At 65.8% G+C, this 24,938-nt stretch carries 25 protein-coding genes; 19 read left to right on the forward strand and 6 right to left on the reverse strand.

What is annotated here, in order from left to right; all coding sequences use genetic code 11:
* The first annotated feature begins 108 nt into the window (after positions 1-108).
* From ACSC1R_RS12225 to ACSC1R_RS12240, 4 genes are all read left to right on the forward strand, one after another.
* The gene (locus ACSC1R_RS12225) at positions 109-1,218 is read left to right on the forward strand and encodes a hypothetical protein (protein WP_439026016.1); all 1,110 of its coding nucleotides are present in this window, start codon (positions 109-111) and stop codon (positions 1,216-1,218) included.
* 96 nt (positions 1,219-1,314) lie between these two features.
* On the forward strand, positions 1,315-2,121 hold the full coding sequence (locus ACSC1R_RS12230; RefSeq protein ID WP_439026017.1) for a creatininase family protein: 807 nt from the start codon (positions 1,315-1,317) through the stop codon (positions 2,119-2,121).
* A gap of 52 nt (positions 2,122-2,173) precedes the next feature.
* Positions 2,174-3,265 carry an aminopeptidase gene (locus ACSC1R_RS12235; protein WP_439026018.1) on the forward strand — a complete coding sequence of 364 codons (1,092 nt, stop codon included), beginning with the start codon at positions 2,174-2,176 and terminating at the stop codon, positions 3,263-3,265.
* Positions 3,266-3,666: 401 nt separating this feature from the next.
* Entirely contained in the window at positions 3,667-6,111 is a 2,445-nt protein-coding gene (locus ACSC1R_RS12240; RefSeq protein ID WP_439026019.1) for a methyl-accepting chemotaxis protein, read from the forward strand.
* A 62-nt stretch (positions 6,112-6,173) separates the two neighbouring features.
* On the opposite strand, the gene ACSC1R_RS12245 is transcribed toward ACSC1R_RS12240, so the two are convergent.
* Complete coding sequence (locus ACSC1R_RS12245) at positions 6,174-6,839, reverse strand: O-methyltransferase (RefSeq protein ID WP_439026020.1); 666 nt, start codon at positions 6,837-6,839, stop codon at positions 6,174-6,176.
* A gap of 58 nt (positions 6,840-6,897) precedes the next feature.
* A complete protein-coding gene (locus ACSC1R_RS12250) occupies positions 6,898-7,839 on the reverse strand; it encodes a mechanosensitive ion channel family protein (protein WP_439028716.1) in 942 nt (313 codons plus the stop codon).
* 110 nt (positions 7,840-7,949) lie between these two features.
* Here ACSC1R_RS12250 and ACSC1R_RS12255 point away from each other — a divergent pair, with 110 nt between their 5' ends.
* The 4 genes from ACSC1R_RS12255 (at position 7,950) to ACSC1R_RS12270 (ending at position 11,035) form a co-directional block, all read left to right on the forward strand.
* On the forward strand, positions 7,950-8,441 hold the full coding sequence (locus tag ACSC1R_RS12255) for a dCTP deaminase (protein WP_439026021.1): 492 nt from the start codon (positions 7,950-7,952) through the stop codon (positions 8,439-8,441).
* 133 nt (positions 8,442-8,574) lie between these two features.
* Positions 8,575-9,168, forward strand: a complete 594-nt coding sequence (locus ACSC1R_RS12260; RefSeq protein WP_439026022.1) for a DJ-1/PfpI family protein — start codon at positions 8,575-8,577, stop codon at positions 9,166-9,168.
* Positions 9,169-9,208: 40 nt separating this feature from the next.
* Complete coding sequence (locus ACSC1R_RS12265) at positions 9,209-10,528, forward strand: RimK family alpha-L-glutamate ligase (protein WP_439026023.1); 1,320 nt, start codon at positions 9,209-9,211, stop codon at positions 10,526-10,528.
* 144 nt (positions 10,529-10,672) lie between these two features.
* A complete protein-coding gene (locus ACSC1R_RS12270; protein ID WP_439026024.1) occupies positions 10,673-11,035 on the forward strand; it encodes an Hsp20/alpha crystallin family protein in 363 nt (120 codons plus the stop codon).
* An 86-nt stretch (positions 11,036-11,121) separates the two neighbouring features.
* Here the strand turns inward: ACSC1R_RS12270 and ACSC1R_RS12275 are convergent, their stop codons facing one another.
* The gene (locus tag ACSC1R_RS12275) at positions 11,122-11,934 is read right to left on the reverse strand and encodes a BtpA/SgcQ family protein (RefSeq protein WP_439026025.1); all 813 of its coding nucleotides are present in this window, start codon (positions 11,932-11,934) and stop codon (positions 11,122-11,124) included.
* A 122-nt stretch (positions 11,935-12,056) separates the two neighbouring features.
* Here ACSC1R_RS12275 and ACSC1R_RS12280 point away from each other — a divergent pair, with 122 nt between their 5' ends.
* Complete coding sequence (locus tag ACSC1R_RS12280; RefSeq protein WP_439026026.1) at positions 12,057-13,139, forward strand: NADH:flavin oxidoreductase/NADH oxidase; 1,083 nt, start codon at positions 12,057-12,059, stop codon at positions 13,137-13,139.
* Between the two features lie 84 nt (positions 13,140-13,223).
* Entirely contained in the window at positions 13,224-14,888 is a 1,665-nt protein-coding gene (locus ACSC1R_RS12285; protein ID WP_439026027.1) for an acyl-CoA synthetase, read from the forward strand.
* A gap of 57 nt (positions 14,889-14,945) precedes the next feature.
* Here ACSC1R_RS12285 and ACSC1R_RS12290 read toward each other — a convergent pair whose 3' ends face one another.
* Complete coding sequence (locus ACSC1R_RS12290) at positions 14,946-15,218, reverse strand: hypothetical protein (RefSeq protein WP_439026028.1); 273 nt, start codon at positions 15,216-15,218, stop codon at positions 14,946-14,948.
* Between the two features lie 148 nt (positions 15,219-15,366).
* The gene (locus tag ACSC1R_RS12295) at positions 15,367-15,930 is read right to left on the reverse strand and encodes a thioredoxin family protein (RefSeq protein WP_439026029.1); all 564 of its coding nucleotides are present in this window, start codon (positions 15,928-15,930) and stop codon (positions 15,367-15,369) included.
* A gap of 56 nt (positions 15,931-15,986) precedes the next feature.
* On the opposite strand from ACSC1R_RS12295, the gene ACSC1R_RS12300 reads away from it, so the two are divergent.
* The 9 genes from ACSC1R_RS12300 (at position 15,987) to ACSC1R_RS12340 (ending at position 23,427) form a co-directional block, all read left to right on the forward strand.
* Complete coding sequence (locus ACSC1R_RS12300; RefSeq protein WP_439026030.1) at positions 15,987-16,151, forward strand: hypothetical protein; 165 nt, start codon at positions 15,987-15,989, stop codon at positions 16,149-16,151.
* A gap of 75 nt (positions 16,152-16,226) precedes the next feature.
* Complete coding sequence (locus tag ACSC1R_RS12305; RefSeq protein WP_439026031.1) at positions 16,227-16,739, forward strand: hypothetical protein; 513 nt, start codon at positions 16,227-16,229, stop codon at positions 16,737-16,739.
* An 82-nt stretch (positions 16,740-16,821) separates the two neighbouring features.
* Entirely contained in the window at positions 16,822-17,643 is an 822-nt protein-coding gene (locus tag ACSC1R_RS12310; protein ID WP_439026032.1) for a DUF6159 family protein, read from the forward strand.
* A gap of 81 nt (positions 17,644-17,724) precedes the next feature.
* Entirely contained in the window at positions 17,725-18,213 is a 489-nt protein-coding gene (locus ACSC1R_RS12315) for an Lrp/AsnC family transcriptional regulator (protein ID WP_439026033.1), read from the forward strand.
* Between the two features lie 2 nt (positions 18,214-18,215).
* Positions 18,216-19,358, forward strand: a complete 1,143-nt coding sequence (locus ACSC1R_RS12320) for a pyridoxal phosphate-dependent aminotransferase (RefSeq protein ID WP_439026034.1) — start codon at positions 18,216-18,218, stop codon at positions 19,356-19,358.
* Between the two features lie 75 nt (positions 19,359-19,433).
* Complete coding sequence (locus ACSC1R_RS12325; RefSeq protein ID WP_439026035.1) at positions 19,434-19,835, forward strand: universal stress protein; 402 nt, start codon at positions 19,434-19,436, stop codon at positions 19,833-19,835.
* A 2-nt stretch (positions 19,836-19,837) separates the two neighbouring features.
* Positions 19,838-20,308 carry a DUF6789 family protein gene (locus ACSC1R_RS12330; RefSeq protein ID WP_439026036.1) on the forward strand — a complete coding sequence of 157 codons (471 nt, stop codon included), beginning with the start codon at positions 19,838-19,840 and terminating at the stop codon, positions 20,306-20,308.
* A gap of 93 nt (positions 20,309-20,401) precedes the next feature.
* Entirely contained in the window at positions 20,402-22,156 is a 1,755-nt protein-coding gene (locus ACSC1R_RS12335) for a cbb3-type cytochrome c oxidase subunit I (protein ID WP_439026037.1), read from the forward strand.
* Positions 22,157-22,236: 80 nt separating this feature from the next.
* A complete protein-coding gene (locus ACSC1R_RS12340; RefSeq protein WP_439026038.1) occupies positions 22,237-23,427 on the forward strand; it encodes a GNAT family N-acetyltransferase in 1,191 nt (396 codons plus the stop codon).
* A gap of 110 nt (positions 23,428-23,537) precedes the next feature.
* Here the strand turns inward: ACSC1R_RS12340 and ACSC1R_RS12345 are convergent, their stop codons facing one another.
* A complete protein-coding gene (locus tag ACSC1R_RS12345; protein ID WP_439026039.1) occupies positions 23,538-24,698 on the reverse strand; it encodes an NAD(P)/FAD-dependent oxidoreductase in 1,161 nt (386 codons plus the stop codon).
* Between the last annotated feature and the right edge of the window lie 240 nt (positions 24,699-24,938).

The raw sequence follows: 24,938 nt of genomic DNA on the forward strand, positions 1-24,938 counted from the left end.
CCAGTTTGGAGGGAATCATAATGATATTTGCTCACAGGCAACATCACCCGGTTGGCACCCGCCGGGACGAAGGTATTTTATCACGCGCCCCCGACCTGTCAGAAATAGATGGTCACCGAGGGTGGGAACGGCACGGCCGATTCGGCGTCGTGTGACGAGTGCGGTGCGCCGGTCGGCCTCGACGACAACTTCTGTACGACCTGTGGCGCCGCACTCTCGGAGGCCGGTCGTGCCGCAGAGACCAGCGACTGGACCTGGGGTCTCGATGCCGAGAGCGACGTCGCCGGGACGACCGACGACGACCCGACACCGGCGTCCGAGGGCGACAGCGACTCGCCCACCGAACCGGCAGCAGCCGACCGGCCCTCGACCGACCCCGACCTCGCGGACTGGCAGAAACGGTGTCCGTCCTGCGACGCGGTGCTGGTCTCGCAGGCGGTTCGATGCACGAGCTGTGGCGCGTCACAGCCGGACGTGTCGTCTTCCGGGGCGGTGGCAGACGCAGAGACGGGATTCGACGGTGACACGGCGTCAGGGTCCAGAGACACGTCGGCAGCGCCGTGGCCACACGCCGACGCGCGCCCTGACCCGACCCACGGTACGACCGACACCGGCGACGGCGAGGTGCAGTACGAACGGGAGCGAGCGCGAGACAGAGGCAGGGAGCGAACTACGGAATCGGGTGGAACCCAACCCGACAGGGTACACGAGGTCACAACCGCTCCCGACTCGGCCCGCCGACGCCGGCCGGCCCGCCGAGCGGACCACTGGATAGACGAAATCGGCCGGGAACCACCTGCGGGGGGCTGGGGAGGAAAGTTCGCCCGGTCGAACACGCGTGACCGAGGTCAGGACGTGGCTCAGCGAGGACCGCGACCGTTCGAGCCCGAGCCGCCGAACGAGAACTGGTGGCTCGCCGTCCTGCTCCCGGCCGGACTCACCCTGCTCGGGGCGTTCGTCGGCCTCTCACGAGAGCCGACGTTGCTCGCACAGGGTATCCTCCCGTGGACCGGCGACGCCTACGGCGTCTTCGAGGTCGCAGCAGCTCTCACGCCGACGCTTGCACCCCTCGCGCTCTACCTCGACCGCAAGTACGTCCACCACGAGTCGGGCTGGGTACCCTCGAAGGCGTTCTTCCTCGTCGCGGTGCCGTACCTGAACGTCCTCGTGACCGCGCTGTACCTGTGGAAACGCGACCAGTACGTCGAGACGCTCTGAGCCGGGCACCCAGCCGCTCCCGGCGCTGGCCGAATCTGTCGGTCCCTCCCCGCCGGTGCCCGAACCGTTACGTCCCCGGGTCTCGCAGGTCCCCGCATGTACCTCGCAGACCAGACCTGGCCGGACCTCGGAGACTACGTCGCCGAAGAGTCGGTCGCCATCGTCCCGCTCGGCTCGACCGAGCAACACGGCCCGCACCTCCCGCTGAGTACCGACCACATGATAGCCGAAGCACTCGCTCGCGAGGCCGGCGACCGGACCGGTTTCCTCTGTACACCCACCATCAACGTCGGCGTGAGTACCCACCACATGCAGTTCCACGGGACGATGTCCGTCGACCCACCGCAGTTCCGCGATTACGTCGAGAGCTTCTCGCGCAATCTCACCCGCCACGGCATCGACCGCATCGTGTACGTCAACGCCCACGGCGGGAACATGCAGCACCTGCGCGAGGTCGGTCGGCGGCTCCGAGAGGACCGCACAGCCTACGCCGTCGAGTGGATGTGGGACGAGTCTATTCCCGACCTCGTCTCCGACATCTTCGAGCACAACGGCCCCCACGGCGGCCCGAAGGAGACGGCGATGATGCTCCACATCGACCCCGAGAACGTGAAGACCGACCAGCTGGAGGCGGCCCGCGACGGTGGCCGTGTCGATCTGGAGGAGGGGAACCCGACGGTCCACGGCGCGAGAAACTACTACGACGCCATCGACAACTCCCCGAACGGGGTGTTCGGCGACCAGACCGACGCGACGGCCGAGAAGGGCGAGCGACTGTTCGAGGCCGCGACCGAACAACTGGTCTTCCTGCTGGAGTGGCTCGACGACAGGCCGTTCGAGGACCTGATGGCGAAACCGCACGTCGACCCGCAACCCGGGAGCCGGCGCGATGGTGAGCGGTAATTTTCGCCAGTATTTCGAAACGAATATTGGGATGTTGACGAATTACACGATTATGGACGAACGAGTGCGCGAACACGCACGGATTCTGGTCGAGCAGTGTACAGAAATCGAGAAGGGGGACTGCATCGCCGTCAACGCGCCCGCAGAAGCCGAGGACCTCATGGTCGCCATCGCAGAGCTGGTCGGTGAGAAGGGCGCACACATCATGACCAACGTCGGCCTTCCCAGTGTCCGCCGGGCCTACATGCTCGCGGCGGACGAGGAGGACTTCGAGACGCCCGCGCACCTGCAGGCCATGGCGGAGAACACGGACGCGTTCATCTCCGTCAAGGGGTCGAAGAACATGTTCGAGACGAGTGACATCCCGCCCGAGAAGAACCAGGCCCGGTCGAAGCACTTCAAGCCCATCCAGGAGGCGTACATGGACTCGAAGTGGGTGGTCACGCAGTACCCGTCCGCCGGCGACGCCCAGAAGGCCGAGATGAGCACGCCGGCCTACGAGGACTTCGTCTACGGGGCCATCAACAAGGACTGGGACGAACAGCACGAGTTCCAGGAGAACATGGTCGAGATTCTCGACCCCGCCGACGAGGTCCGCATCGTCTCGGGCGAGACGACGGACATCACGATGTCGGTGAAAGGGAACCACGCCCTGAACGACACCGCCGAGAACAACATGCCCGGCGGCGAGGTGTTCACCGCGCCGGTCCCCGACAGCGTGGAGGGTGAGGTGCTGTTCGACAAGCCGCTGATGGCCCAGGGCCGCGAGGTCACCGGCGTCTGGCTGAAGTTCGAAGGCGGCGAGGTCGTCGACCACGCCGCCGAGAAGAACGAGGAAGTGCTGACCGCACTGTTGAACACCGACGACGGGTCCCGGCGCATCGGTGAACTCGGCATCGGCATGAACCGCGACATCGACCGGTTCACGTACAACATGCTGTTCGACGAGAAGATGGGCGATACGGTCCACATGGCCATCGGCCGCGCCTACGAGGAGAACGTCGGCGAGGACAACGAGCAGAACCAGTCCGTCGTCCACACCGACATGATCGTCGACATGAGCGAGGACTCGTTCATCGAGGTCGACGGGGAAGTCGTGCAGCGCAATGGGACGTTCAAGTTCGAAGACGGGTTCGAGGAGTAGGGATACGCGACCGCAGGGAGCGTATCCGATACCGAACGGGGAGCGAAACGACCCGTGAGCGAGACAGCGGTGTCGACCAAAAGCGGGCTCGTGACACGACAAACCGTGTTGTGAACCCGTGACAGGAGAGAAGACGACGACCGACACGGTCGAGTCAGACACGACAAAATCTACTCCGAAAGTTGATAGTTGTTCGTACAGACCTGGTTTTCCAAACGGGTTTTATCGCAGCACCACAAACCATCCAATAAGAGCCCTGTGGCCGAATTCGCCAGAGGTACTGGGGCCTATTGTGAGAAACAGTACCGCCATTCTCCTGTCCTAGTGCTCCACACCAGCCTGTTCGACAACATATAAATTTTCAGAAACTTATACGGTGGCGCACGTGTAGACGCTACTCGATGGGAGTACTCAGACGACTGCTGCCGGGACCGGTGCGGAGCAGTTACGCCGCGAAGTTCCTGCTGGCGCTACTGCTGGTGACGGTGATTTCGGGCTCTATTGCCGCGTACGTCTACGTCAACGCGGGAGATGCCCTGCAAGAGGAGACACAAGAGGAACTGACGACGACCGCCGAACTCCAGACTGGGCAACTGGACGAGTGGTTCGCCTCGATGACGCGAAACACCCAGTCCGTCGGGGCGACGGTCGCGACCGTGAGCAACCGTGACGACGCCTACGGGCGGATACAGGACGAGTTCCGGGGCGTCGTCCAGCGGAACCCACACATCACGTCCGCGTTCCTCGTCGACGAGACCAACGGCGACATCATCCTCAAGCAGGGTGGGCGACAGGCGATGAAGGACGAAGGGTCCCTGAAGGACCCGGTCACCGCCCGGGTGCAGGAGATGACGGGTGACGAGACACAGGACGTCACACTCTCGGACGCGTTCCTGGTCGACGAAGGCGGCGAGGGTGCGGGCGGTGCACCCTACGTGCTGTTCGTCACGGAGGTCCAGGGCAAGGAGAATCAGGCCGTCGTCCTGCTGGCGAACATGCAGACGCTGGGGGCGGACATGCTCCAGAACCCCGAAGGTGGCCAGACGGTCGTCACGAACGCCGACCAGGAAGTGGTCATGTCGACCGACGAGGACGCGACTTCGCTCGCCGTGGACACGGTCGGCCTGCCGGACCAGCCGTCCGGTTTCGAGGCCGACATCGAGTCGCGCGACGAGTCGCTGGCGGTGAGTTACGCGGCCGCCAACCAGATGCCGTGGACGGTCTCGGCGCGCGTTCCGACCAGCGAGGCGTACGCGCTCCAGCACTCCATCTCGAACCAGATGCTCGTGCTGGTCGGCGTCGTGTTCGCCAGCATGGGCCTCATCGGCCTCACGCTCGGGCGCAACACTATCGTCTCGATGAAGCAACTGTCGAACTCGGCACGGGAGCTCCAGTCCGGCAATCTCGATTCCGACGTGCCGACACAGCGAGCCGACGAAATCGGTGACCTCGGGCGGGCGTTCGACGAGATGCGGGAGTCGCTGAAGACACGCATCGAGGAGGTGGAAGTCGCCCGGTCGGAAGCAGAACGCGCTCGTCGGAAATCCGAGCAACTCAGCAACCACCTCGAACGCAAGGCGGACGAGTATCAACAGACGATGGCGACGGTGGCCGACGGCGACCTCACCCGGCGACTCGACCCACAGAGCCAGTCACGGGCCATGCAGGCGGTCGCACAGTCCTGCAACGAGATGCTGGACGAGATAGAGACGACCGTCGGGGAGACGAAGGCGTTCGCCGCCGAAGTCCGTGCAGCCAGCGAGACCGCGGCCGATTCCGCCAGCGAGGTCCGAGCGGCCAGCGAACAGGTGACCGAGTCGGTCCAGGAGATCTCTGTCGGTGCTGACCGCCAGCACGACAACCTGGCCTCGGTCAACGGCGAGATGGAGAGTCTCTCGACGACGACCGAGGAGATCGCGGCGACGACGAACAACGTGGCCGACGTGGCAGCGCGAACCGCGACGGCGGGACGCGCCGGACAGGACGCGGCACAGGCAGCCATCGCGGGCATGTCCGAGATTCAGGAGGAGTCCGAGGCGGCCGTCGACGCGATGGACACCCTGGAAGCCGAGATGGCGGAGATAGACGAACTGGTCGAGTTCATCTCCGACGTGGCAAAGCAAACCAACATGCTCGCGCTGAACGCGAACATCGAGGCCTCGCGTGGCACTGAAGACGGGAACGGCGATGGCTTCGCGGTCGTCGCCCAGCAGGTCAAAGACCTCGCGAGCGAGACGAAGGAAGCCGCAGAGGACGTCGAGGAACGGCTCGAACGCATCCGGACGGAAACCGACCGGACCGCGACCGAGGTCCGCCGGACCAAGCAGAAGGTGGCCGCGAACGCGGACAGCGTCCGCGAAGCCGCCCAGTCCCTCGAACAGATCGCCGAGAACGCCGACCAGACCAACTCCGGTGTCCAGGAGATATCGGCCGCGACCGAGGAACAGGCCGCTTCGACCGAGGAGGTCGTCGCGATGGTCGAGGAAGCGACCTCCATCTCCCAGCAGACCAGTGCCGAGGCCGAGACGGTGGCCGCTGCCGCCGAGGAACAGACCGCGAACCTCACCGACGTCTCCTCGCGCATCGAGCAACTCGCGTCGAGCGCCCGCGCGCTGTCTCAGAAGGTAGACACCTTCGACGTCTCCACGACGGCGGGAGCGGTCGAGACGGACGTCAGGGAGATAGAGATGGTCCAGACGAGCGACGACGGGCGAATAGACGGGGAGCCAGACACGGACAGTTCGAAGACTGGTGGCCAGACTGCTGGCCGCGGGAGCACTGACAGCGGTGAGTCGACCGCGGACGACGAGTGGCAGGACGGCTTCCAGCCGGCGGACTTCGACTGAGAGCCGCGCCGTCTCGCTGTTTTCTCTCTACGTTCCAGCTGCTCTGTGCCTCTTTCCGCGTCTCAGTCGCGCCGGTAGCTCACGGCGATGCCTTCGCCCAGGGGCAACACGACCGTCTCGAACGCGTCGTCACCGCGAACCGCTTCGAGGTAGTCGAAGATGCCCTGCGTGTGTTCGTTGACCTCACCGGGGTCCTCGCCCTCGACCATCGCGAGCAGCTTCTCGAACTCGATGGGGCCGGCAGTCATCGCGTTGTCCGCGACGACGACCGCACCGGGGGCGAGCTTCGGTTTCACGGCCTCGAACGCCTCCCGGTACCGGTGTTTCTGGTGGTCGATGAGCACACAGTCGAACGGGCCGTCGTACGCCTCGATTGCGTCGAGGGCGTCGCCGTGTTCGTAGCTGGCGAGGTGGTCGACCCCGCCGCGGGCGAGGAACTCGCGGGCCATGTCGAGTTCGTCCTCGTCGAACTCCGTGAGGACGACCTGCCCCTCGTCGGGCAGCGCCTGTGCCCACCAGTACGCGGAGTAGCCGAATCCGGAGCCGAACTCGAAGACGCGCTCGGCGTCGACCATCCGCGCGAGCATCCGCAAGAGTCCGCCGACCTCGGGACCGACGTGTGGGAAGTCGTGCTCCTCGGCGTACTCGTCCATCTCGCGGGCGAGGTCGTCGGGTTCCGGCGCGGTGGCGGCGACGAAGCGGGCGATCTCGTCGGCAGGGATGTCCATACCGGCACCGTCGTCGAGGTGACAGAAAAAGGTCCCTCACGGTCGAGGGGACAGTGCCCTACCGGAACCGACCGACCGGATAGCCGACCTTCTCGGGTTCCGCGTGGAACCGTGTGACGATTTCGTCGTACAGTTCGTTCCGGGTCGCCTGCATCCGCTTGGGGTGGACGAGGTAGCGCAGGCGGAGGACGACCCACGTCTGTTCCATCCGGACGTTTACGGTCGGCCGGTCGCTGACCTCCAGTTCGACCGGGGTCTTCTCGAGCTTTCGCTGGTAACGTTGCGTTCTGGCGGCCATCTCGTCGCCGAGGTACTCGTCGGCCACCTGGCGCATCGTCTCCTTCGCGAAGTCGAGGTTGGTCTCGTAGGACACCTGCACCTCGAGTTCGTTCCAGACGAACGGGAAGTCGTCGAGAGCGTAGTTGAACACCTGCGCGGAGAGCACCATGCTGTTCGGGACCGTGACGGTCCGGCCCGATGGCTGGTGGGACGTGACGAGATCGCCGTCGACCTCCCAGAGCGTGGTGACGAGGAAGTCCACGTCGATGACGTCGCCGCGGGCGTCGTCGATGCGGATTCGGTCGCCGACCTGGTACGGCCGTTTGGCCATGATGTACACCCAGCCGAGCAGCGACGAGAGCGGTTGCTGGAGCGCGAAGGTGATGGCGAACCCGACGATACCGAGCGAGAACAACACCCCGACCCACTGGCCGGTGAACACGCCCGCGACGGCGATGGCGGCCGTGACGAGGAACGCGAGTCTGAGCACGTTCCGGACGTCGTGGCGGCGTCGCTTGTCGCGGACGATACGGACGAGACCGAGGCTCGCGAGCAGGTAGAGGCCGTACGCGCTGCCCGCGATGGTGACCGAGAGCAGGCCCTTCCTGACCCACGGTTTGAGGGCGTCCGGTTCGACGCCGAGGACGGTTCCCTGTTCGCCCACGAGGATGTTCCAGAGTGGGTCGAAGAACGTGACGCCGACGAACGCGAGACCGGCGATGACGAGGACAGTGTATCCGAGGCGACGTTTCACGGAGTGGCAATCGAAAGCCCGCAACAAAACGGTTGTGCCACGCCGCCTTTTTTTGAGTGGCCCACAAAGGGCGGGGTATGCCACAGGACATCGTCGAACGTGTGGACGGACTCGTCCACCCCGAGACGCAGGTTCGTGACCACGGTATCGACCTGACGGTGAGCGCGATTCACGAGGTCGTCGGCCGGGGTCGCATCGATTTCGGCGAGGACGAACTCCAGGAGTCGGAGTTCGAGCCACACGAGCTGACGACGCGGAGCCCCGGCGACGAGTACCAGTGGTGGGAACTCGACGCCGGGCAGTACGTCGTCCAGTACAACGAGTTCATGGTCGGTGAGGGCGCTGCCCGCCTCCTCCTCCAGCCCCGGAACAAGCTCATGGCCCGCGGGGCCTCGCACCCGACGGTGACGGTCGGCGACCATCTCCCACTGATGCCGCTATCCGTGGGTGGTGCCGGCCTCGACGTGAAGGAAAACGCCCGCATCTCGACGCTGGTGCCCGTCCACGCCGGGCCCGACGCGGTCGACGACGGTCCACTCGACGGCGAGACGACGGTCGTCGACGACTGAAGACGGCGACAGAGCACGACGACCCGCCCGGCGGTGTGACGACCGCAGTCGACGCGGCTGGTCGCACACACCGTGCCGTGGTACCAACCATTAAGCTCTCTTCGACCGAACTATCACGTGGGTGTTACTCCCAATGAGCGCAAAGAAAATCCTGCTGCTGGCCGGTGACTTCGTCGAGGACTACGAGATTATGGTGCCCTTCCAGGCCCTCCAGGCGGTGGGCCACGAGGTCCACGCCGTCTGTCCCGAGAAGGAGACAGACGAGACGGTGAAGACCGCCGTCCACGACTTCCGTGGTGACCAGACGTACATGGAGACGCGCGGGCACGACTTCGCGGTGAACGCGACGTTCGCCGACATCGACCCGGCTGACTACGACGCGCTTGTCATCCCCGGCGGTCGCGCGCCGGAGTACCTTCGCAACTACGAGGAGGTCATCTCGGCGGTCCAGCACTTCTTCGAGACAGACAAGCCGGTCGCGTGTATCTGTCACGGCGCACAGATTCTGGCCGCCGCAGACGTCATCGAGGGCTACGGCTGTACCGCGTATCCAGCCCTCAAGTACGACGTCGAAGCGGCCGGTGCGGAGTGGCGCGACGGCGTCACCACGGATGGAAACCTCGTGACGGCCCAGGCATGGCCGGACCACCCCGAGTGGCTCGCACAGTTCCTCGACGTGCTGGGGACCGAGATTACCCACAGGGAACCTGTCATCGTGGACGACTGACACGCGGCGAACTGATATATTCGCCCGGCGTATCTCTGTCATGGAGACAGGTTCCCGGGCTCCCGTTGTCGGCGTCCTCAGCCTTCACAGTAGCAAGGAGACGAAAGCCATCTGTAACGCCCTCGAAGCCCTCGGTGCGCGCGCCGAGTGGCTCCGCGAGGAGAACACGGCCATCCGGATACGAGACGGCGTGGTCGACCTCGACCCGCCGGTCGACGTGGTGGTGAACCGACTCTTGCTCTCGAAGGCGGATGCACCACTCGAAGAGCTGTGTCTCGCGAACCGGTTCGCCCACCTCCGGCCGACGCTCAACCATCCCGAACACGTCCTGACGGCGCTGGATAAGTACGCGAGCGCCATCGTCCTCGCCGAACACGGTCTCCCGGTCCCCGACGCAGTGCTGGCACTCGACTATCACGAGTTCAACGACTCGCTGGACGACTTCGGCGACAGGGCCGTGTACAAGACCGCCATCGGGACGAACGGGGCCGGCACGTGGCTCGTCGAGACCGGCGAGCAGAAGACTCCGACTGTCGGCATGAAACAGGCGTTCCTCCAGGAGTACGTCGAGACCGACGGTGAGCGCCACCGCGACATGCGGGTGTACGTCGTCGGCGACGAGGTCGTCGGTGCGATGTTCCGGTACGCACCACCGGGCGACTGGCGGACGAACGTCGCGCTCGGCGGCGAGGTCGAGGACGCGGGGGACGCGCTGACCGACGAAGTCGTCGACATCGCACTGGAAGCGACCCGAGTCCTCGGACTGGATTACGCGGGCGTCGACGTGGTCGAGGGGCTCGACGGCTGGTACGTCCTCGAGGTCAACCCCACGGCCGGGTTCAAAGGTCTGTACGAGGCGACCGGCTGTTCGCCCGCGCCGTACATCGCAAAACTGGCCATCGAACAGGCAGGTGGCACCGTCGACGATGCCCGAGTGGCCGAACTCGCGGCGACGCTCGACGACTCGATGCCGGTGTGTACCCCCCTGGCAGTCACCGACGGAGCCGAACCGGCGACCGTCGGGTACATCGAGGAGGTGACCGTCATCGGGACGAGTGGTGCGGAGACCGTGTACGCGAAGTCCGACACGGGCGCGGGCCGAACCAGCATCGACACGCGACTGGCTGCCGCCATCGGGGCTGGACCGGTCCGTAACAGCATCCGCATCAAGTCTGGGAGTCTGAAAGCCGGACGGGTCCGGCCCATGGTCGACGTGGTCGTCGACCTCGGTGGCGAGCGTCACACGGTCCAGGCGAGCGTCGAGGACCGGAGTCACATGGAACACCCCGTGTTGCTGGGGCGAGACGTGTTGCAATACTATCACGTTAACATCAACACCCGTGCCGACGGGAGTGCGTGAGAGGGCGTGAAATGGCGTTCTGAGCCGCTCGAAACGTAACTACCGGACTGTGATACCGTAACCGGGTGGTGACAACGTGACCGGGTATTGTTTTCGTCACCCGGTACCGCGCAAGCTATACTTTGTCACACCGTATCTACACCCATGGATACCGGCGGGAGGGATGACATGGATCCCTTCTTTGAAGAGTTCGAGAGGTTGTTTAGCGACGCTCTGGGGGGTCGCTTCGATAGCACCGGTTGGCTGTCAGACCGGATACTCTGGAGCGTATACCAGGAAGAAGAAGCGGTGTTCGTCGTCGCGGACGTCCCGGGGGGCGTCGAGCGAGAAGACATCGCGATACGGTGTACGGGTCGGACCGCGTCGTTGCGGGTGAACCACCCGTACGCCGGGGAGTGGTCGGTGTCACTGCCGACGACGGTCGAGACCGACCCACTCAGCACCCGATACAGCAACGGCGTGCTAGAACTGGTCTTCGAGAAAGCACCGACCGTTACCGTCGAGTAACGTGACTTCCTTCTCCACCGTTACTGTGCCCCGAGCCGGCGGCTCAGGGACTTTTCGCGGGTACAGTCACCGCTCCCCGGGCGCCGCTACCGCACCCGGTCAGCTGCCGCGACGAGGGCACCGACGCGTTCGTCGTCGACCGGGTTGGTCGTCTCGCCCTCGGTCTTGAGGTCGGTCCCGACGATGACGCCGTCCGCCAGGTCGAGCGTCTGGGCGACACTGGTCCGGGTCACGCCGCTCCCCACGAACAGCGGCGTCTCCGGGAACCGGGCGTCGAGGAGCGCCCTCGCGTCTTCCAGTACCTGATGGGAGGTCGGGTCGCCCGTCCCGCTCCCGGAGACGATGATACCGTCTGCCAGGCCACGCTCGCAGGCGTCGGCGAGTTCTGCCTTCAGCGGCCGGTCGCCCAGCGGCACGGCGTGTTTCACGCCGACGTCGACGAGGACCGCAACGTCGGCGTCGAGTCGGTCGCGGAGTCGCATGGTCTCGTGGGCCTGGCCCTGCAGGAGTCCCTGGTCGGTGACGGTCGCACCGACGTGGACGTTGACGCGGACGTAGTCTGCGCCGACCGCTGCCGCGATGGAGAGCGCGGCCTCGGCGTCGTTCCGGAGGACGTTCACGCCGACCGGGACGTCGACGCTGTCGACGAGTTCCCGACAGAGCGCGGTCATGTCCGCGACCACGTGCGTGGGCACGTCGTCCGGATAGAACGGTGCGTCTCCGAAATTCTCGACCATGATGCCGTCGACGCCACCGGCGTCGAGTGCGCGGGCATCGGCCAGCATCCGCTCGCGGATGGCCGCCCGGTCGCCGTCGAACCGGGGCGCACCCGGCAGGGGCGGAAGGTGGACCATGCCGATGACCGGCTTCTCGGTGCCAAAGAGGGTGTCGCAGTTCATGCAGGACGCTTGCTCGGCCAGCGCGATAAACGACGCCTTCTGTACTGGCCCACCGGGGGTCGCTACCGGCAAAGCAGACGGCCTCCGGCACGGGTATGAAAGCCGGCGGCCAACCCCGACCGATGAGCGACCTCTTCAGTTCCCTCTCGATACGCGAGACCTCACTTCCGAATCGAGTCATGGTCTCCCCCATGTGCCAGTACTCCTGTGAGCACGACGGTCTGGCGACGGCGTGGCACCAGCAACACCTCGGTAGCCGGGCCGTCGGCGGTGCCGGCCTCGTGATGACGGAAGCGACGGCCGTCACACCCGAGGGCCGTATCTCACCCCGCGACCTCGGCATCTGGAGTCAGGACCACGCCGACGCGCTCGCGCCCATCACACAGTTCGTGCGGCGTCAGGGCTCGGTCCCCGCCATCCAGCTCGCCCACGCGGGCCACAAGGGGACGAAGACGCCGCCGTGGGACGGGTCCGACCCCGTCGCGCCCGACGACGGCGGCTGGGTCGCGCCCTCGCCGTCGGCCGAGGCGTACCCCTACGACGACGACAAGCAGGTCGAGACGATGACGACCGAGGACGTCGAGGAACTGGTCGACGACTTCGCACAGGCGGCCAGCCTCGCTCTCGACGCCGGATTCGAGGTCGCCGAGGTCCACGCCGCCCACGGCTACCTGCTCCACGAGTTCCTGTCGCCGGTGACGAACCGGCGCGAGGACCGGTACGGCGGCGACTTCGAGGGCCGAACGAGAGTCGTGCGTGAGGTCACCGAGGCGGTCAGACAGGTGTGGCCTGACGAGAAACCGGTCTTCGTGCGAGTCTCTGCGACCGACTGGCTGCCAGACCGCGAGTCCTGGGACCTCGACCAGACCGTCAGGCTCGCGGAGGACCTCTCCGGACTCGGGGTCGACCTCGTGGACGTCTCGGCGGGCGGCCTCCACCCGGACCAGCGGCTCCCCGACACCGGGCCGAACTACCAGGTGCCGTTCGCGGAGCGAATCGCCGAAGAGACCGACGCGCTCGTGGGCGCAGTCGGCGGTATCACGACCGGCCAGCAGGCCGACGCCCTGATTCGCAACGACCGGGCCGACCTCGCAATCGTCGGCCGCCAGCACCTCCGGGACCCGTACTTCACGCTCCACGCCGCCGAGGAACTGGGCCGGGAGGACGCCGTCGAGTGGCCACTCCAGTATCGGCGTGCGGTGTAGGGGAGGTACCTGTCGGGGGATATTCCAGACCCGTGAGTATCCGGGTCAACTATCATTATACTCCCGCGAGAACCTCCGGAACGCATGCCTGAACACGGTTACAACCTCACCGACTACGATACACTACGTGAGACATTCACGTGGGAAGACATTTACTCGGCGGCGGACTGGGACGCCCCGGACCGGCTGAACATCGCCCACGAGGTCTGCGACCGACACGCCGAGGACCGCTCGCGCGTCGCCCTCTACTACGTGGGAACAGACGGCGAACGGGAGACGCTCTCGTTCTGGGAGCTGCGAGACCGCTCGAACCAGTTCGCCAACGTCCTCGACGACCTCGTCGACCAGGGCGACCGCGTCTTCTCCTACATGCCGCGTGTCCCCGAACACTACGTCGCACTGGTCGGCACACTCAAGACCGGCGCGGTGTGGGGGTCGGTGAACGAGCGCTTCGGGCCCGACGGCATCTCGTACCGTCTCGACGACTGCGACGCGAAGGTGGTCGTCACGACCGCGGAGAACCGCGACACCATCGACCGGGCGCTCGAAGACGCGCCCTCGGTCGAGCACGTCATCGTGCTCTCGGAGGACGGCCGGGGCATCCGGCAGGGCGACATCAGCTTCCGGGCCGCCGTCGAAGACGCCAGCCGTGAGTACGAGGTCGCAGAGACCGGCGGCGAAGACGACGCCCTGCTCTACTACACCAGCGGGACGACCGGGCTCGCGAAGGGCGTCCAGCACAAACAGCGCTGGGTCGCGGGCGTCGCGGCCACCCAGCGATACGCGGTCGACCTGCAACCCGGCGACCTGTACTGGTCGACCGGCGACCTCGGCTGGCTCACCGGGCCCATCAACACCCTCGGCGCGTGGTTCTGGGGGGCGAGCCTGTTCACCTACGAGGGCGAGTTCGACCCGGAAACCTGGGCCGAGTTACTCGACGAGTACCCGATTTCCGTCCTCTTCTCGGTCCCGACGGCCTACCGCATGCTCCGCGCGAACGAGGAGGTCCTCGACGGGAAATCGCTCGACCTCCGCCACGCGCTGTCCATCGGCGAACCGCTCTCCGGCGGCGTCGTGGAGTGGGCCGAAGACCGCCTCGGCGTGACCGTCCACGACACCTACGGCCAGACCGAGACGGGGAACATGATAATCAACAACTACCCGACGATGGACGTCAAGCCGGGGAGCATGGGTCGGCCCCTGCCTGGCATCGAGGCGGCGGTCGTGGACCCCGAAACCGGCGAGGAACTCGAGCCGGGCGAGACCGGTGAAATCGCCCAGCGCGGGGACTATCCCTGCTTCTTCGCGGGCTACTGGCAGAAGCCGGAGAAGACGGAGGAGTGCTTCGTCAACGACTGGTACCTCTCGGGGGACCTCGCACACATGGACGAGGATGGCTACTTCTGGTTCGAGGGCCGCGCCGACGACGTCATCCTCTCGTCGGGGTACCGCATCGGCCCGTTCGAGGTCGAGTCCTCGCTCGGGGAACACCCGGCCGTCGCGGAGGCCGCCGTGGTGCCCAAACCCCACGAGGAGCGCGGGAACATCGTGAAGGCCTACGTCGTCCTCACCGACGAGTACGAGGGGTCGGACTCGCTCGTGACCGAACTCCAGAACCACGTGAAAGACGAACTCTCGGCGCACGAGTACCCGCGTGAGATAGAGTTCGTCGACGAGTTGCCCAAGACCGTCACCGGGAAGATTCGCCGCACGGAACTCCGGGACCGCACCGCCGACCCGACGGCCTGACCGGTCGGCGGCGAAATCGAGAAAACAGCACCACGTCGTTCGACCGTCGTTCTTCGTTCAGTCGTCTTTCCGTTCGACACTGTCGACCTGTCTCTGCTGGACCGTCATCGCCCCGACCGTCCCACCGAGGACGAACAGCAACAACGCTGCGAGTAGTGCGAGCGGCGGGAACAGCACCATCACGAGCACCACCGACCCGACGCCGATGAGAATCACTGCCTGAACCAGCGTCGACGTCCTCGCCCGCGCGAGTAACACCGGAAACAGCAGGATGCCCACGATGACCGATACGAACTCGGCGAGTCCTCCCAGAACCCGTCGTACTCCCAAGGTGCGCGACCCCCCAAATTGTCGCATACATAGAACTAAGCCACACCAGTTTATCTCGTTTTCCCGGGGATGTGCGGGTGTTTTGCAGGTAATCTGGAGAAACGTAAGGAGCGAACGTCCGGGTAACTGAACGGTTCTCCGGCGGGGGTCAGTCGTCCTTCCACTTGATGGAACAACCCTGCGACGGCTGCCACTCCAGGTCGACCGCTTCGCCGGCGAGCATGGCGTCGATGGCCTCGCGGATGTGGAACCGCGTGGGCTCGGCGTCGGGGTTCATCGCGTCGTCGAGGCGACCCTGGTAGACGAGTTTGAAGTCACCATCTTCCCTCTCGAACAGGAACGGGTCGGGCGTGCAGACCGCGCCGTAGGCCCTGGCGACCGCCTGGCTCTCGTCGCGGAGGTAGGCGTCGTACTGGATGCGGCCCTCCTCGGTCCACTCCTTCATGGCCTCGAAGGAGTCGTCGGGGTACTCCTCGGCGTCGTTCGGGTTGACTCCGACGACGGCCACCTCGTCGTACTCCGTCGCTAACTCGTTCAGCAGGTCGAACTTGGCCTGCGCGTACGGGCAGTGGTTGCAGGTGAACACGAGGAGCAGGCCCTCGTAGTCGTCGAAGTCGTCCAGTGAGTAGGTGTTCCCGTCGACGCCGGGGAGTTCGAAGTCCGGTGCCACGTCGCCTTTCTGCATGTCGGAGTCGGAGTCGAGCAGAACCATGGGCGTGAGTAGTCGTGGGCGGTGTTTGTGGTTTTCGCTCGGGGAACGCAGGGGTCGTGTTCGAGCGGACGCTAGCCAACGGGAGCGATTCCACGACGAACCGGAGTCTGGATGCCGAGGCGTTCCGATACGTATCGACCGGACAGACGTACCGCATCGAACGGGACGAGGAGGTCCACTACATCACCACGTCCAGCATGGACCAGTGCAGCATCGGCTGAGCCCCGGTGCAGAATCGCTCGCTCACCGCCGACCCGAGGTCCAACCTTATTACCCAGGGTCTCGAGGGTTCCCCTATGCCCGAACTCACCATCTCTCCCGAACAGCAGGCGTTCCTCGAATCGTTACGAACCGAGATACAGGACGAGGTCCGCTACGGTCACGTGCGGCCACGGGACGCGCTCCAGTACCTCATCGACCACTACGACGGCGACGACATCGACCTCGACGTGGAGGGGGTAGCGGAGTCCCCCGCCCAGACGGAGGAGGCCGACTGGTCTGGCGACGAGGACGGCGAGACGGAACAGGAGGCCGCCGAGGCGGTCGAAGCGGCCGATTCGTCGGAGGCTGACTCGGGCGGCGACGATTCGGCGGCGGAAGCCGAGGCCGACGGTGGCTCGGCCACGACGACACCGGACAGCGGCGAGGACCGCCTCAACGCGATGATGAACCTCATGGACACCCACGACGACAAGTGGCGCGAGGCGAGCAAGGAGGACGCCCGGTACGAGGTCGACATGCCCGATGGGACGACGGAGTACGTCCAGACGAAAGACGACGTGCGGGCGCGCCTGTTCAAGAACTACTGAGACCGCACTCGGCAGTGGACTCCCTGGGTGTGCCAGAGTACATCAGGCGTCTTTATCACCGTACCGAACATTCCTCCCAGATATGGGATTCTTCCAACGTCTGAGCCTCGGCTGGCGACTCGCCATGGACAGTCTGGGCGTCCTCCGCCGGGACCCCGAACTCGCGGCCTTCCCGCTCGTCGGTGGCCTCGCGGGTGCGGTGTACCTCTCGTTGCTCCTCGGCGGCGCGACGTTCGTCGTGGGGACCGACCCGGGCGTCCTCGCCTGGGTCGTTCTGTTCGCCGTCTACCTCGGGTCGACGTTCATCGCCTCGTTCTTCACGGCAGGGCTGATGCACGAGGCCAGGGAGTCACTGGAGGGCCGTGAACCGTCGCTCAGGGGCGGCCTCGCTGCTGCCTGGGGGAACGCCGGGACGATCTTCGCCTGGGCGACTATCGCGGCGACGGTCGGTGTCGTCCTCCAGGTCGTACGCAGTGACGAGGGTATCCTCGGCGACATTCTCGCCGGGGTCGTCAGCGTCGCCTGGGGCATCCTGACGTACTTCGTCGTCCCGGTCATCGTCTTCGAGGACGTCTCCGTCACCGAGGCGATCCGCCGGAGCGGTGACACGTTCAAGCGCACCTGGGGCGAGACCGCGGGTGCACACTTCGGTGTCGGCATCGTCAGCATCCTGTTCACGCTGGTCGGCCTCGTGCTGGCCGTCGGCGTGTTCGTCCTCGTCGGCGGCTCGCCCGTCGGCTTCCTCGGGGCGGTGGCGTTCGCCGTACTGGTCGTGCTCGTGACGGTCCTGTTCGGGCAGACCCTGACCGGCATCGCGAAGACCGCCCTGTACGTGTTCGCGACCGAAGGCCGGGAACCTGCCGGATTCGAGAACGTCGACTTCGCGCACGCACGCACTCGCTGAGTCGACGAACTCATCCGTCCGACCGCGGCGAGCCACGACGCGGAAGAAACGCTTTTGAGTCGTCCCCGTGCGTGTCGTAGTATGAGTGCACGGGACGACCTGCTCGACCTGCTGCTGGAGAACGCTCGTCACACGACGGCGGACCTCGCCCGGATGACCGACATGACCGAGGAAGAGGTAGCAGCGGCGATCGCAGCCCTCGAGGACGAGGGTGTCGTCCGTGGCTACCAGGCCATCGTCGACTGGGACGAGACGGACCGCGAAGTCGTCCGCGCGACGGTCGAACTCAACGTCACCCTCGACCGCGAGACGAGCTACCAGGACATCGCAGAGCGCATCGCGCGCTTCCCGCAGGTGAAGACCCTGCGCCTCGTCAGCGGCGACTACGACTTCCTGATGGAGGTCGAAGACGAGACGATGCACGACGTCTCCATCTTCATTGCCGAGAAGGTCGCACCCGTGCCGGAAGTCACCCAGACGGTCACCCACTACGTCATGACGACGTACAAGGACCGGGGTGTCACCTTCGGTGACGGCGACGACGACGACCGCCTCTCCGTCTCGCCGTGACCATGAAGGTCTCAGACAGGGTGTCGTCGGTCCCGCCGTCCGGCATCCGCAAGTTCTTCGAGTTGGCAGAGGAACGCGACGACGTCATCTCGCTGGGCGTGGGTGAACCCGACTTCTCCGCGCCGTGGGCGGCCCGCGACGCGGCCATCGACGCCCTCGAACGCGGGAAGACGAGTTACACTGCAAACCGCGGCAAGCGCGAGCTGCGCGAGGAGATTTCGCGCCACGTCGCGGACCTGTACGACCAGCACTACGACCCCGACGAGGAGATTCTGGTCACGACGGGCGTCAGCGAGGGCGTCGACGTGGCGCTCCGGGCGCTGGTCGACCCTGGCGACACCGTCGCCGTCGTCGAACCGGCGTACATCTCGTACGTGCCCGGCGTCATCTTCGCCGGTGGGGACCCACTCCGCATCCAGACGAGAGAGGAGGACGAGTTCAAACTGACTCGCGAGGCGCTGGAGTCGGCGGGGGCCGCCGACGCGGACGTGCTGATGCTGTGTTACCCGAACAACCCGACCGGGGCCGTGATGACGAAGGCCGACCTCGAACCGGTCGCCGACTTCGCCCGCGAACACGATTTGACGGTCATCTCCGACGAGATTTACGCGGACCTCCAGTACGAGAACGACCACACGTCCATCGCGACGCTTCCGGGTATGCGCGAGCGGACCGTCGTCTTCAACGGGTTCTCGAAGGCCTACGCGATGACTGGGCTCCGACTGGGCTACGCGATGGCCCCACCAGCGGCCATCACCGCGATGAACCGGGTCCACCAGTACGTCATGCTGTCGGCACCGACGACTGCCCAGCACGCCGCCCTCGAAGCGCTCCGGAGCTGTGACGACGAGGTCGAGTACATGGTCAGCCAGTACGACCGCCGCCGACGATTCGTGCTCTCTCGCTTTTCGGAGATGGGCATCGACTGTTTCCGGGCGCGTGGCGCGTTCTACGTCTTCCCCGAGGTTCCGGACGAGTACACCTCCGAGGAGTTCGCCGAGGCCCTGCTGAAAGAACAGGGTGTCGCGGCGGTCCCCGGAAGCGCCTTCGGTGAGAGCGGCGAGGGCCACCTGCGTGTCTCCTACGCGACCGGCCTCGACGAGCTACGCGAGGCGATGGACCGCATCGAAGCGTTCCTCGAGTAGCCCGGGCGAACCGCCGACGACTCGCCTCGCATTCTCGGCCACGGTTTCAAGGGTCTCCCGCCCGTCTCGACTCGCATGACCACGTTACTCGTCGGCACGGACGAGGCCGCGACGAGTCACCGGCTCTGTGACTACCTCGAAGACCGACTGAAGACGGTCGAGACGCTGTACGTCGTCAACTCACTCACGGGAGACGGGGACGATTCCGTCGTCGCGGCGGGGAAGGCGGCGCTCGACGTGTTCACCGACCGGTTCGGCGACCGGACGGCCGTCGAGACGCACCAGTACGCGCGGGGCAACGACGCCACCGCGGACCTGCTCACCGCGGCCCGTGAGTTCGACGTGGACGAGATCGTCCTCGGTATCGACCAGAAGCGAACGCAGGTAAACAAACTCATCTTCGGGAGCGTCGCCCAGGCCGTCCTGCTCCAGACGGACCGGCCGGTCGTCGGCGTCCCGCTGCCGCCGGAGGCGTGACGATGGCGGTCACCAGGGACGAGGGAGAGACGGTTCCGGCACCGCTCGCGGCTATCTCGGGTGGTCTCGCCGGTGTCACCGTGATGTCGGTGCTGTTCGTCGTCTTCGAAGTACAGACCCGCACCCGGATGGAACTGTTCGAGGTCGTCGCCCGGTTCGCCGGCGTCCCCGGCCGAGTGTACGTCGGGTTCGCCCTGTTCGTCGCGGCAGGAACCCTCGCGTGGCCGCTCCTGTTCGTCGCGCTCGAAGCGTACGTCCCGCTCGACCTCGACCCGGCGGCGGCCGGGATGGCGTTCGCGACCCTCCTCTGGGTCCCGTTCGTGGTGACAGGTCGTGGGTCGCTGAGCGGGGCCATCCTGCTCGTGTACGCGGTGTCGACGCTCATCGCGCACCTCGCCTACGGGTTCACCCTCGGGGCAGTGTACGCGTACCTGACCGGAGGTCGGTACACCCACTCTTCGACGCCGACCTGAGCCGCCACCCGTCGTGTCGGCCCGCGTCGACCCCGGTCACCCCGGTGGGCTTTGGCACCGCCTATTTCTACCTGTTGTGTGAAACGTCAGGTGATGGAGTACTCGTTCGTGTCCGGGCTCGTCTCTGGTACCGCCACGGTGCTCGCCCTCGCACTCGCGGTCGTCCTCCTCGCCCGTCGCCTCGACGACACGCGACTCGTCGCCGACGGTGGCTACCTCGCCGGAACGGGCCGACTGACGAACAAACCGACCGGGCTCGTCCGCTGGCTGACGACAGTCGACCACAGGGACATCGGCATCCTCTACCTGCTGTTCGGGACCGTCGCGGCGCTCTGGGGTGGGATGGACGCGATGATGATGCGGACCGAACTCGTGACCGCACAGGCCGACGTCTGGAACGTCGAGACGTACAACCAGCTCTTTACCACCCACGGGCTGACGATGCTGTTCTTCTTCGCCACACCCGTGTTCACCGGTATCGGGAACTACGTCCTGCCGTTGCTCATCGGGGCCGACGACATGGCGTTCCCGCGTATCAACGCCATCGCGTTCTGGCTGTTGCCACCGGCACTGTTGCTGGTCCGGGCCGGCCTCGTCACCGACGTCGTCGGCAAGGGACTCGCGGCGGTCGGCCTGCCCGCGGCGGCCCTGCTCGAACTCGTCCCGCCCGCGGTCGGCTGGACGATGTACACGCCGATGTCACAGACTTCGGCCATCCCGGGACAGGTGAACCCGCAGGTGTCGACGATGCTCCTCGGGTTACACCTGAGCGGCGTCGCCACGACGATGGCGTCCATCAACTTCGTCGTCACCATCTTCACCGAGCGTGCCGACGACGTCGGCTGGGACAAACTGGACATCTTCTCGTGGACGCTGCTCACGATGAGCACTATCGTCATCTTCGCGTTCCCCCTGCTCGGCAGCACCCTGATAATGTTGCTCCTCGACCGGACGTTCGCCACGACGTTCTTCACCGTCCCCGGCGGCGGGCCGATGCTGTTCCAGAACCTGTTCTGGTTCTTCGGCCATCCCGAGGTGTACATCCTCGTCCTGCCCGCGTTCGGCCTCGTCAGCTACATCCTCCCGAAGTTCAGCGGCCGGAAACTGTTCGGGTTCAAGTTCATCGTCTACTCGACGCTCGCCATCGGGGTGCTCAGCTTCGGCGTCTGGGCGCACCACATGTTCGCGACCGGGACCGACCCGCGACTGAAGCTGTCGTTCATGGTCGTCTCCGTCGCCATCGCCGTCCCGTCGGCGGTGAAGACGTTCAACTGGATAACCACGATGTGGAACGGGCGGGTCCGACTCACCGCGCCGATGCTGTTCTGTATCGGGAGCATCGGCCTGTTCATCGTCGGCGGGGTCACCGGCGTGTTCCTCGCGTCGATTCCGGTCGACCTGCTCCTCCACGGGACGTACTACGTCGTGGGCCACTTCCACCTCATCATCGTCGGCATCATCCCGTTCTCGATGTTCGCCGCGAGCTACTACTGGTACCCCCTCATCACGGGGCGGCTCTACGACCAGCGGCTCGCGAAGGCCCACGCCTGGCTCAGCATCGTCGGGGTGGCCGTCACCTTCGTTCCTCTGCTCGCCATCGGGTACGCTGGACTCCCGCGCCGGTACGCCCAGTATCCACCCGCGTACGAACCGCTCCAGCAGGTCGCCACGGTCGGCGCGTACCTCATCGGGGTCGGCGTGGTGCTGTGGCTCTACAACATGGTGAACTCCCTGCGAACCGGTCCACCGGTCCAGGACGCGGACGTCTGGAACTTGGCGGAGACCGGACAGTTCACCCGCGAGTGGGAGTGGTTCGAGGAGCAACTGGAGAAACGCCGCGAGGAGTGAACCGGAGCCCCGCACCTGCCCACGCGAAAACCTCTCACACGGCAGGAACCTACTTCTACGTGCATACTGAGCATCCACCCATGCCCGAATACCGTCCACTCCCCGACGACGACCGCGAAACCTTCCACGAGTACACGAGCTACGCCTTCCAGGCGCATCAGGAGCCGGACGAGTTCGACCCCGACGACGACCACTGGAAACTCGGGTCGAACCGCGCGGTCTACGACGGCGACGAGCCACTCTGTGTCTGTCGACACTACTGGTTCGAGACGACATGTAGAGGTGTCTCTGTCGAGATGCCGGGGCTCACTGCGGTCGCCTCGCCCCCCGAGCACCGACACGGCGGGAACGTCCGTCGGATGCTCGTCGGGTCGCTCGAAGAGTACCGCGACCGGGGTGCACCGCTCTCTGCCCTCTGGCCGTTCAAGTACAGCTTCTACCGCAAGTACGGCTGGGACACGACCAACCATCGGAGTGAACTCGAGTTCGACACGGGCGTCCTCGAACCCGTGGTCGCCGACCTCGACGCAGACGGTTCGTTCCGGCGACTCGATGGCGACGACTGGGACGCAGTCGACACCGTCTACCGGGCGATGACTCGAAGCGAGGACCTCTCCATCGGCAGGACCGAGGACTGGTGGCGACACCACTGGTTCGAAGGCTGGGGACGGGACCCGTACGTCTACGGCTGGGAGCGGAACGGCGACCTCGCTGGCTACGTCAACTACAAGGTGGAATCCGGCGACGACGGTCGCACGCTGGCGGTCTGGGAACTCGGCGCGGTCGACCACGAGGCGTACCTGCACTGCCTGCGCTTCCTGTACTCGCACGACTCGCAGGTCTCGACGGTGACGCTGCACACCGGGACCGACCCGCTCTTGCTCGACCTGGTCGACGACCCACACGGCGTGACGGTGAAACGCAAGACTGGCCCGATGGTCCGCATCGTGGACGTGGTCGACGCACTGGAGACCTTCCCGTACCCGTCGGGCGTCGAGACCAGCGTCGTCCTCGCAGTCGACGACCCACTCGTCGACTGGAACGACGGCCGGTTCGAACTGGTGGTCGGAGACGGCGAGGGGACCTGTACCCCGACTGGGGCGGCCCCCGACGTGACGCTCGACGTGGCGGCGCTCTCACAGCTCGTCGTGGGAGTCGCGCCCCCGTCCAGACTGGAGAAGACCGCAACGATTCGGGTCGACGGTGGCGCCCGCGAAGACCTCGCGACGCTGTTCCCGCCGCGGAACGTCTTCTTGCGGGACCACTTCTGAACGACCGGCCCGGGCCGCCAGTGCGGTCGAAACCAGGGGCAAGGGACGGTCTGCTGGCAAGGGACGTCCTGCTGTCAGGCGACGGCCTGCTGTCAGGCGACGGCCTGCTGTCAGGCGACGTTCTGCTCGTCGTGCAGGTCGCCCGATTCGAACCGGTCGCTCGACAGGGCCTCGATGTCGACGAGCGATGCGTCGCCGTCACAGACGAGTTCAGAGACGATTTGCCCGACGGCCGGCGCGTGCTGGAACCCGTGCCCCGAGAACCCGATGGCGTTTACGAACCCCGGAATCGTCTCCTCCACGATGGGATGGTGGTCGGGCGTGACCGCGTAGAGGCCTGCCCACCCGCGCTTGATTCGCGTCTCGGGCCCGAAGTAGCCCGCGTAGTCCGCGGCGTGTTCGACGGCCTCGACCATCCAGTCGAGGTCCGCCTGTCCGTCGAACCCGTCGGGGTCAACGTCCGGGTCCGACTCGGCGAAGTGACCGCCGACGATGGCACTGCCCTCTCGCTCGGGGCGGAAGTACGACCCCGTGTCGAGGTCGATGGTGAGTGGGATGTCGTCCGGAACGGGCGTCTCCGGGTCGACCACGGCGACCTGTCGCCGCCGCGGCGCGACCGGCAGGTCGAGGCCGGCCATCCTGGCGACCCGGCCGGCCCACGGCCCGGCCGCGTTCACGACGAAGTCGGCGTCGAGCGTCTCACCACCGTCTCCGGCGTCGACAGTAACCCCGACGACCGCCCCATCCCGTGTCTCGACTCCCGTGACACCCGTCTTGGTGCGAATCTCCGCCCCGGCCTCGGTCGCAGCCTGTGAGAACCCCTGGAGCGCGAGGTGCGGGTCGGCGAAGCCGTCGGTCGGGCAGTACGTCGCGGCGCGGAACTTCTCGTCGTCGAGTTCCGGACAGATGACTGCTGCCTCCCCGGGCGAGAGGAGCCGACTGTCCACTCCCTCCTCGCGTTGCATGGCGACGTTCTCCTCGAAGGCGTCGGCCGTCGCCGCCGCTCGCGCCAGCAGGAGGTACCCCGCCCGTCGATAGGCGATATCGATGCCGAAGTCCTCCTCGAACGACTCCCAGACGCGGACGCTCTCGCGTGATAGCTGGACGTTCACCCGTGTGGAGAACTGGTGTCTGATGCCTCCCGCCGAGCGTTCGGTGCTGCCCGCACCGATGCTGCCCTTCTCACAGACGGTCACGTCGACGCCCCGCTCTGCGAGCGAGTGCGCCGTGGCGAGCCCCACGATACCGCCGCCGATGACGACAACGTTCATAGCCCACCCACGAGGTGTCCCCTGTTAATCGTTCCCGCTTGACTGGGAGCCACGTCCGGTCGAAGCACCACGCCCGGGGCGACCACGGCAACTCTCGTGGGCTTCGCCGGTCGAGACGGGTGTCCGAGACACGGTTTCGTTCCGATCTGGCTGGTATGCGACCTCGGCCACGAAAGGTATATAGGGTTATTACGTAGTACGGCACAGTCGCTTAGCCATGCATTCGCCACCCCTGACTGG

This window comes from Haloarchaeobius ordinarius, from assembly GCF_051801355.1.
In the GTDB taxonomy this organism is placed as follows: Archaea; Halobacteriota; Halobacteria; order Halobacteriales; family Natrialbaceae; genus Haloarchaeobius.

What these genes read in the sequence shown, in the direction of transcription:
- ACSC1R_RS12225 (WP_439026016.1), top strand. Translation starts at nt 109, where the DNA reads ATGGTCACCGAGGGTGGGAACGGCACGGCCGATTCGGCGTCGTGTGAC.
- ACSC1R_RS12230 (WP_439026017.1), top strand. Translation starts at nt 1,315, where the DNA reads ATGTACCTCGCAGACCAGACCTGGCCGGACCTCGGAGACTACGTCGCC.
- ACSC1R_RS12235 (WP_439026018.1), top strand. Translation starts at nt 2,174, where the DNA reads ATGGACGAACGAGTGCGCGAACACGCACGGATTCTGGTCGAGCAGTGT.
- ACSC1R_RS12240 (WP_439026019.1), top strand. Translation starts at nt 3,667, where the DNA reads ATGGGAGTACTCAGACGACTGCTGCCGGGACCGGTGCGGAGCAGTTAC.
- ACSC1R_RS12245 (WP_439026020.1), bottom strand. Translation starts at nt 6,839, where the DNA reads ATGGACATCCCTGCCGACGAGATCGCCCGCTTCGTCGCCGCCACCGCG.
- ACSC1R_RS12255 (WP_439026021.1), top strand. Translation starts at nt 7,950, where the DNA reads ATGCCACAGGACATCGTCGAACGTGTGGACGGACTCGTCCACCCCGAG.
- ACSC1R_RS12260 (WP_439026022.1), top strand. Translation starts at nt 8,575, where the DNA reads ATGAGCGCAAAGAAAATCCTGCTGCTGGCCGGTGACTTCGTCGAGGAC.
- ACSC1R_RS12265 (WP_439026023.1), top strand. Translation starts at nt 9,209, where the DNA reads ATGGAGACAGGTTCCCGGGCTCCCGTTGTCGGCGTCCTCAGCCTTCAC.
- ACSC1R_RS12270 (WP_439026024.1), top strand. Translation starts at nt 10,673, where the DNA reads ATGGATACCGGCGGGAGGGATGACATGGATCCCTTCTTTGAAGAGTTC.
- ACSC1R_RS12275 (WP_439026025.1), bottom strand. Translation starts at nt 11,934, where the DNA reads ATGAACTGCGACACCCTCTTTGGCACCGAGAAGCCGGTCATCGGCATG.
- ACSC1R_RS12280 (WP_439026026.1), top strand. Translation starts at nt 12,057, where the DNA reads ATGAGCGACCTCTTCAGTTCCCTCTCGATACGCGAGACCTCACTTCCG.
- ACSC1R_RS12285 (WP_439026027.1), top strand. Translation starts at nt 13,224, where the DNA reads ATGCCTGAACACGGTTACAACCTCACCGACTACGATACACTACGTGAG.
- ACSC1R_RS12295 (WP_439026029.1), bottom strand. Translation starts at nt 15,930, where the DNA reads ATGGTTCTGCTCGACTCCGACTCCGACATGCAGAAAGGCGACGTGGCA.
- ACSC1R_RS12305 (WP_439026031.1), top strand. Translation starts at nt 16,227, where the DNA reads ATGCCCGAACTCACCATCTCTCCCGAACAGCAGGCGTTCCTCGAATCG.
- ACSC1R_RS12310 (WP_439026032.1), top strand. Translation starts at nt 16,822, where the DNA reads ATGGGATTCTTCCAACGTCTGAGCCTCGGCTGGCGACTCGCCATGGAC.
- ACSC1R_RS12315 (WP_439026033.1), top strand. Translation starts at nt 17,725, where the DNA reads ATGAGTGCACGGGACGACCTGCTCGACCTGCTGCTGGAGAACGCTCGT.
- ACSC1R_RS12320 (WP_439026034.1), top strand. Translation starts at nt 18,216, where the DNA reads ATGAAGGTCTCAGACAGGGTGTCGTCGGTCCCGCCGTCCGGCATCCGC.
- ACSC1R_RS12325 (WP_439026035.1), top strand. Translation starts at nt 19,434, where the DNA reads ATGACCACGTTACTCGTCGGCACGGACGAGGCCGCGACGAGTCACCGG.
- ACSC1R_RS12330 (WP_439026036.1), top strand. Translation starts at nt 19,838, where the DNA reads ATGGCGGTCACCAGGGACGAGGGAGAGACGGTTCCGGCACCGCTCGCG.
- ACSC1R_RS12335 (WP_439026037.1), top strand. Translation starts at nt 20,402, where the DNA reads ATGGAGTACTCGTTCGTGTCCGGGCTCGTCTCTGGTACCGCCACGGTG.
- ACSC1R_RS12340 (WP_439026038.1), top strand. Translation starts at nt 22,237, where the DNA reads ATGCCCGAATACCGTCCACTCCCCGACGACGACCGCGAAACCTTCCAC.
- ACSC1R_RS12345 (WP_439026039.1), bottom strand. Translation starts at nt 24,698, where the DNA reads ATGAACGTTGTCGTCATCGGCGGCGGTATCGTGGGGCTCGCCACGGCG.